The organism is Streptacidiphilus sp. ASG 303 (assembly GCF_020991365.1).
Taxonomy (GTDB): Bacteria; Actinomycetota; Actinomycetes; order Streptomycetales; family Streptomycetaceae; genus Peterkaempfera.
In genome coordinates this window covers 1-5,012 of record NZ_JAJLRA010000062.1, presented here as the reverse complement: position 1 = coordinate 5,012, position 5,012 = coordinate 1, and the positions used below count along the sequence as shown (strand labels likewise).

Genomic DNA, 5,012 nt, shown 5'->3' with positions numbered 1-5,012 from the left:
CGCCTGGGGGCCCCCTCCCCGCCGGCGCGGGCGGCCGCCGCCCGGCCGCCCGCCGCCTGCGGGGACCGCCCGCCGGGCCGGGCCGCCCGGACCCCCTCCGTGGTGGCGGGCCGGACGGCACCGGGGTCCGCCGGGGCCGCGCGTCACGCGCGGCCCCGGCGGACCCCGTCCACAGGGCGCCGTCCCCGCCGGGCGGGCCCGGTCAGCCGCGCACGGCGGCGTCCACGGCCACACCCTCGGCCGTGTCACCGGCTGCATCCTCGGCCATGTCACCGGCCGTGTCACCGGCTGCGTTCCCGACCGTGTCACCGGCTGCGTTCCCGGCCATGTCACCGACCGTGTCACCGACTGCATCCCCGGCCGCGCCACCGGTCGCGTCCCCGGCCGTGCCGCCCTCGGCCCCCGCGTCGGCGTCCGCCGCGGCGGTCTCCCGCAGCCGGGCCCGGTTGCGGCGCGCCTGGCGTGCGGCGTCCCAAGTCAGCAGGGCGAGGGCCGCCCACACGAGGGAGAAGCCCGCCCAGCGGGCCGGCGGCATGTCCTCGTGGAAGACCGCGAGCCCCAGCAGGAACTGGAAGACGGGCGCGAGGTACTGGAGCAGCCCCAGCACGGTGAGCGGCACCCGCAGCGCGGCGACGCCGAAGCAGAGCAGCGGCAGGGCGGTGACCAGCCCCGAGAGCACCAGCAGGCCGGAGTGCCCCCATCCGTATCCGGCGCCGGTGCGGCCGAAGGTCCCCTGGCCGGTGAGGGCGAGGAAGACGACGTAGCCGAGGGCCGGCCAGAACTGGAAGGCGGTCTCGACGGCGAGGCTCTCCGGCCCGCCCAGCCCGATCTTCTTCTTCAGCAGCCCGTAGACGGCGAAGGAGAGGGCGAGGACCAGCGCGATCCAGGGCAGCCGCCCGTACCCGGCGGTGAGCACCGCCACCGCGGCGGAGCCGGTGCCGACGGCGGCCCACTGGACCGGGCGCAGCCGCTCGTGAAGCAGCAGCACGCCGAAGGCGATGGTGACCAGCGGGTTGATGAAGTAGCCGAGGCTGGTCTCCACCACGTGCCCGCTGTTGACGCCCCAGATGTAGACGCCCCAGTTGACCGAGACGGCGGCGGCGGCGCAGGCGCACAGGGCGAGCCTGCGGGGCTGGCGCAGCAGCGGCCGGACCCAGCCGCGACGGCGGGTGGCCAGCAGCAGGGCGGTCACGGCGACCAGCGACCAGACCATGCGGTGGGCCAGGATCTCGGCCGGGGAGCTGGGCCCCAGCAGCGGCCAGTACAGCGGGAAGAGGCCCCACATGCCGTACGCGGCGACGCCGTACCAGAACCCCACGCGCTCATTCACGCCGGGTCGGATCCCGGCGTGCTCCTCCTGCATCGCGGCTTGCTCCTCAGCCTCGTCACGTGTCCCCGGGGGACAGTACCGGGCCGCCGGCAGGTCCGTCACGGGCGTATCCGCATGTCGGTCCTGACACGGCTCGATCGGGCGCGAACGGGGGCGCCCGGGGCGGCGGGACGGCGGCACCCTTGACACGGGTGTGCCGCGGCTCGATGCTTGGGAGCGCTCCCACGTCGGTGGCCCCCCATGGCGCAGCCCTGCGCTCCGGCCCCGCCGCGGCCCCTTCCGCTCGCGTATCGCGATCCCGCGCCCCCGCCCGCCCCCGGGCTGCGGCGCCGTGCCCGTGCCCTGCCGCTCCCCCCACCCGAGGAGTCCGCACCGCCATGCCCGCGATCACCCAGCACCGCCCACGGCCCCGCAGAGGCCGCCTGCTCACCGCCTCCGGCACCGGGCTCGCCCTGGTCCTCGCCGGACTGACCGCCACCGCCGGCGCGGCGGCCCCCGCCGCCGCGGCGGGCCTGCAGTGCAGCGTCGACTACACCACCAACGACTGGGGCACCGGCTTCACCGCCACCCTGACGATCACCAACCGCGGCACCGACGCCGTCAACGGCTGGACCCTCGGCTACGCCTACGGCGGCAACCAGACGCTCCAGCAGGGCTGGAGCGGCGTCTGGTCGCAGAGCGGCAAGGCCGTCACGGTCAAGGACGCCGGCTACAACGCCGCCGTCCCCGCCGACGGCTCCACCACCATCGGCGCGAACTTCGCCTACAGCGGCACCAACGCCAAGCCGACCTCCTTCACGCTCAACGGCACCCCGTGCAACGGCGCCCACGCCGCCCCCACCGTCGCCCTGACCTCACCCGCCGCCGGCGGCACCTGGAGCGCGGGCGGCACCGTCCCGCTGGCCGCCACCGCGAGCGCCGCCGACGGGGCGACCGTGAGCAGGGTCGAGTTCTACAGCGACACCACCCTGCTGGGCACCGACACCGCCGCGCCGTTCGCCTTCGACTGGACGAACGTCCCGGCCGGCGACTACTCCGTCTACGCGAAGGCCTACGACTCCACCGGTGCGAGCAGCGAGTCGGCGCCGGTCGGCGTGCACGTCGCCGCCGGTCCCGCCCTGGTCGCGGTGCCCGACAGCCTCTCGGTGCAGCAGGGGAGGACCGCGACCTTCCAGCTGAAGCTCTCCGGGAAGCCCGCCGCGGACGTCACCGCCACCGTGTCCCGCACCTCCGGCAACACCGGGCTGGCCGTCACCGGCGGCGCCTCCCTCACCTTCACGCCGGCGAACTGGTCGACCGCCCAGACCGTGACGGTGACCGCCGACGCCTCCTCCACCGGCGCCGCCACCTTCACCGCCAAGGCCGCCGGGTACTCCGACGCCGCCGTGACCGTCACCGAGCTCAAGGCGTCCGGCTCGGGCACGTACACCTCCCGGTTCCTGGAGATGTACGACAGGATCACCAACCCGGCGAACGGCTACTTCTCCCCCGAGGGCATCCCCTACCACTCGGTGGAGACCCTGATCATCGAGGCGCCCGACCAGGGGCACGAGACCACCTCCGAGGCGTACAGCTACCTGATCTGGCTCCAGGCGCAGTACGGCCGGGTCACCGGCGACTGGACGAAGTTCAACGCGGCGTGGGCGACCATGGAGAAGTACATGATCCCCACCCACGCCGACCAGCCCACGAACAGCTTCTACAACGCGGGCAGGCCCGCCACCTACGCCCCCGAGCACGACCTGCCGGACCAGTACCCCTCCCAGCTCGACCAGTCGGTCGCCTCCGGCCAGGACCCCATCGCCGCCGAGCTGAAGTCCGCCTACGGCACCGACGACGTCTACGGCATGCACTGGCTGCAGGACGTCGACAACACCTACGGCTACGGCGTCACCCCGGGCGGCGGCTGCGAGCAGGGCCCGACCGCCAAGGGCCCGTCCTACATCAACTCCTACCAGCGCGGCCCGCAGGAGTCGGTCTTCGAGACCGTCCCCCAGCCCTCCTGCGACAACTTCGCCTACGGCGGGAAGAACGGCTACCTCGACCTGTTCACCAAGGACGCGAGCTACGCCAAGCAGTGGAAGTACACCGACGCCCCCGACGCCGACGCCCGCGCCGTCCAGGCCGCCTACTGGGCCGACGTCTGGGCCAAGGCCCAGGGCAAGGGCGCGGACGTCGCCGCCACCGTCGCCAAGGCCGGCAAGATGGGCGACTACCTGCGGTACTCCTTCTTCGACAAGTACTTCAAGAAGATCGGCAACTGCACCAGCCCCACCGCCTGCCCCGCCGGCACCGGCAAGGACAGCGAGCACTACCTGCTCTCCTGGTACTACGCCTGGGGCGGCGCCGCCGACCCGAGCGCCGGGTGGGCCTGGCGGATCGGCGACAGCACCGCCCACCAGGGCTACCAGAACCCGATGGCCGCCTACGCGCTGACCACCGACGCCGCCATGGCCCCGAAGTCGGCCACCGGCAAGGCCGACTGGACCAAGTCCCTCCAGCGGCAGCTGGAGTTCTACACCTGGCTGCAGTCCGCCGAGGGCGGCATCGCGGGCGGCGCCACCAACAGCTGGGGCGGCGCCTACGGCACCCCGCCGGCCGGCACCCCCACCTTCTACGGCATGGCCTACGACCCGGCGCCGGTCTACCACGACCCGGACAGCAACCAGTGGTTCGGCTTCCAGGCCTGGTCGCTGGAGCGGGTGGCCGAGTACTACTACGCGACGGGCGACGCCAAGGCCAAGGCCGTCCTCGACAAGTGGGTCGCCTGGGCGCTGTCCCGGACCACGGTCAACCCCGACGGCACGTACCGGATCCCGTCCACCCTCAGGTGGACCGGCGCCCCCGACACCTGGAACCCGGCGGCCCCCGGCACCAACGCGGGCCTGCACGTCACCGTCCTCGACTACACCGACGACGTGGGCGTGACCGGCTCCTACGCCAAGCTGCTCGCCTACTACGCCGCCAGGTCCGGCGACGCCGCGGCGAAGTCCACCGCCAAGGCCCTGCTCGACGGCATGTGGACCCACTACTCCGACCCCATCGGCGTGGCCGTCCCCGAGACCCGGGCCGACTACAGCCGCGTCACCCAGAAGTACAGCACCGCGAACACCAACCACGACGGCGTCTACGTCCCGCCGGGCTGGACCGGGAGGATGCCGAACGGCGACGTGGTCGACGCGAACGCCACCTTCCTGTCCATCCGCTCCTGGTACCGGAACGACCCGCAGTGGTCGAAGGTGCAGAACTACCTGGACGGCGGCGCCGCCCCGGTCTTCACCTACCACCGGTTCTGGGCGCAGGCCGACATCGCGACGGCGCTCGCCGCGTACGGCGAGCTGTTCGGCGAGTGAGGCGCACGCGGCCCCCGGCTCCCCCGGGGCCGCCAGGTGACCCGCGCGGGGTGACGTCCCCCTGAGACCCCCACCCGGGAGAGGGCGCGGGGCGCGGCCGGAGGAGTCCGGCCGCGCCCCGCGCCCGCCTGCCGTCCCGGGTGCGGGTGCGGGTGCGGGTCAGCCGACCGTCCAGGTGTCGGGGCCGGCGAGGAGGGCGGCGAGGTCGCCCTGTCCGCGGGCGGTGGTGGCGGCGGTGAGCTGTTCGGCCATGAGGGTGTCGTAGACCGGGCGGTCGACGGCGCGCAGCACGCCGATCGGGGTGTGGTGCAGGGTGTCGGGGTCGGTGA

General features: G+C 74.0%; 2 protein-coding genes and 1 pseudogene. 1 reads left to right on the top strand and 2 read right to left on the bottom strand.

The window, feature by feature from the left end; genetic code table 11:
- Positions 1–202: 202 nt before the first annotated feature.
- Complete coding sequence (rarD, locus tag LO771_RS29855) at positions 203–1,363, bottom strand: EamA family transporter RarD (RefSeq protein ID WP_230748267.1); 1,161 nt, start codon at positions 1,361–1,363, stop codon at positions 203–205.
- A 344-nt stretch (positions 1,364–1,707) separates the two neighbouring features.
- Between rarD and LO771_RS29850 the strand changes: the two genes are divergently transcribed.
- On the top strand, positions 1,708–4,683 hold the full coding sequence (locus LO771_RS29850) for a glycoside hydrolase family 48 protein (RefSeq protein ID WP_230748265.1): 2,976 nt from the start codon (positions 1,708–1,710) through the stop codon (positions 4,681–4,683).
- A 159-nt stretch (positions 4,684–4,842) separates the two neighbouring features.
- Here the strand turns inward: LO771_RS29850 and LO771_RS29845 are convergent.
- Positions 4,843–5,012: pseudogene (locus LO771_RS29845) on the bottom strand (2-oxoacid:ferredoxin oxidoreductase subunit beta); the annotation flags it as partial.

What these genes read in the sequence shown, in the direction of transcription:
- rarD (WP_230748267.1), bottom strand. Translation starts at nt 1,363, where the DNA reads ATGCAGGAGGAGCACGCCGGGATCCGACCCGGCGTGAATGAGCGCGTG.
- LO771_RS29850 (WP_230748265.1), top strand. Translation starts at nt 1,708, where the DNA reads ATGCCCGCGATCACCCAGCACCGCCCACGGCCCCGCAGAGGCCGCCTG.